The sequence below is a fragment of the Nitrobacter sp. 62-13 genome (genome assembly GCF_001896955.1).
Classification (GTDB): domain Bacteria; phylum Pseudomonadota; class Alphaproteobacteria; order Rhizobiales; family Xanthobacteraceae; genus Nitrobacter.
The window spans coordinates 1-2,274 of sequence record NZ_MKRN01000063.1 but is presented as its reverse complement, the minus strand read 5'-3'; the positions used below and the strand labels follow the sequence as shown (position 1 = coordinate 2,274).

The 2,274-nt window shown below is 64.4% G+C and carries 3 protein-coding genes; all 3 read left to right on the top strand.

What is annotated here, in order from left to right; translation table 11 throughout:
- On the top strand, positions 1 to 729 hold a 729-nt coding region (locus BGN91_RS06355), incomplete at its 5' end, for an enoyl-CoA hydratase (RefSeq protein ID WP_292611540.1).
- A 97-nt stretch (positions 730 to 826) separates the two neighbouring features.
- Complete coding sequence (locus tag BGN91_RS06350; protein WP_292611539.1) at positions 827 to 1,411, top strand: CoA-binding protein; 585 nt, start codon at positions 827 to 829, stop codon at positions 1,409 to 1,411.
- 146 nt (positions 1,412 to 1,557) lie between these two features.
- Positions 1,558 to 2,274, top strand: a 717-nt coding sequence (locus BGN91_RS06345) for an aminotransferase class V-fold PLP-dependent enzyme (protein WP_292611537.1), incomplete at its 3' end; no start/stop codon positions are given.

The following is a 2,274-nucleotide window of genomic DNA, read 5'->3' as shown; positions in this document are numbered from 1 at the left end:
GAGGCGCGAAACAGCCTGTCGGAGCGGCTGATCGGCGAACTTCATGCGGCAATCGACGCAGCCGGCGCCGACCCGGCGATCCGCGCGGTCGTGATCGCCGCCAGCGGTCCGGCGTTCTCGTCCGGCCACGACCTCAAGGAGCTGACCGCGCACCGCGCTGACCCCGATCGCGGCCGCGCCTATTTCGCGCACGTGATGACGATCTGCAGCGCGATGATGCAGGCCATCGTTCAACTGCCGAAGCCGGTGGTCGCCTGCGTGCAGGGCGTCGCCACCGCGGCCGGCTGCCAGCTCGTCGCGACCTGCGATCTCGCGGTGGCTTCGGAGAAGGCCCGCTTCGCGACGCCCGGAGTCGATATCGGCCTGTTCTGCTCGACGCCGATGGTGGCACTGACCCGAAACATCGCGCGCAAACACGCCATGGAAATGCTTTTGACCGGAGAGCCGGTCGACGCCGCGGCGGCGCAGCGGATGGGGCTGATCAACCGCGTCGTCGCCGACGGGCGCGAACGCGACGCCGCGCTCGACCTTGCGCAGAAAGTCGCGCGCAAATCGGCCTACGTGGTGAAGCTCGGCAAGGCCGCCTTTTACCGGCAGGCTGAAATGAATCTGGCCGACGCCTATCGTTACGCCGCCGCGGTCATGACCGAGAACATGATGGCCCGCGACGCCGAGGAAGGCATCGACGCCTTCATCGAAAAACGTGACCCGACGTGGAAAGATCGATAAGGCGTATTCCGTGCTAACGATGTTAGACAAACAAGGCGCAGGCGTCATGCCAGGGCTTGTCCCGGCCATGACCAAAGAAGGCAGATTGACGTAAAGCATGAACCACGACACCTACGACGACAGCTACATCCGCGGAATCCTGGACAGCGTGAAAACCATCGCGATGGTCGGCGCCTCGCCGGTCAACGTGCGGCCGAGCTACTTCGCGTTCAAGTATCTCGCCGAACGCGGATACGACATGATCCCGGTCAATCCGGGTCACGTCGGCAAGAGCCTGGTGGGAAAACCTTTCGCGGCGTCGTTGAAGGACATCGGCCGTCCTTTCGACATGCTCGACATTTTCCGCAGCTCCAGCCACATCATGCCGATCGTCGAGGAGGCGCTGACGCTGTCGCCTTTGCCGAAGGTGATCTGGATGCAGCTCGGCGCGCGCGACGACGCGGCGGCTGCGAAGGCCGAGGCGGCCGGCATCAAGGTGGTGATGAACCGCTGTCCGAAGATCGAATACGGCCGCCTGTCGTCGGAGATCTCATGGATGGGCGTCAACTCGCGCACGCTGAGTTCGAAACGCGCGCCGATGCCCGTGCATGGCCAGCGACTGTCGCTCAACCGCGTGAGCGTCGGCGGCGGCAGCACGCTGGCCGCCGACCGCGCCGCCAAGAACAGAAGCGACCCGGCGTGAGCGCATAAACCTTCCTCAGCTTCGCCGCGCCTCAAGGCCGCATGCCGAAACCGGCAAAGCCTCACGTAGCGCCTTGACGGCGGCGCACGATCCCATCAGCATCGAAAACGCTAGCGTAATGACCTCCGACCGAAACAGGACATGAGATGACCGATCGCATCCCCGGCTTTGCAACGCTTGCCGTCCACGCCGGCGCGCAGCCCGATCCGACCACCGGCGCGCGCACGACGCCGATCTATCAGACGACGTCGTTCGTGTTCAACGACGCCGACCATGCGGCGTCGCTGTTCGGACTGCAGGCATTCGGCAATATCTACACCCGCCTCGGCAATCCGACCAACGCGGTGCTGGAGGAACGCGTCGCGGCGCTCGAAGGCGGCACCGCGGCGCTCGCGGTGGCATCGGGACACGCCGCGCAGGTCGTCACGCTTCAGCAGCTCATGAAACCCGGCGACGAGGTCATCGCCTCTCGCAAGCTCTATGGCGGATCGATCAACCAGTTCACTCACGCGTTCAAGAGTTTCGGCTGGAACGTGGCATGGGCCGATCCGGACGAGATCGAATCCTTCGAGCAGGCGGTCACGCCGCGAACGCGGGCGATCTTCATCGAATCCATCGCCAACCCGCGAGGTTCGATCACCGATATCGAAGCTGTCGCCGCGGTCGCGCGCAAGGCGAGAGTCCCCTTGATCGTCGACAACACGATGGCGAGCCCTTATCTCGTCCGGCCGATCGAGCACGGCGCCGACATCGTGCTTCACTCGCTCACGAAATTTCTCGGCGGCCATGGCAACTCGCTCGGCGGCATCATCGTCGACGCCGGCACGTTCGACTGGTCGAAGGACAACAAGTATCCGATGCTG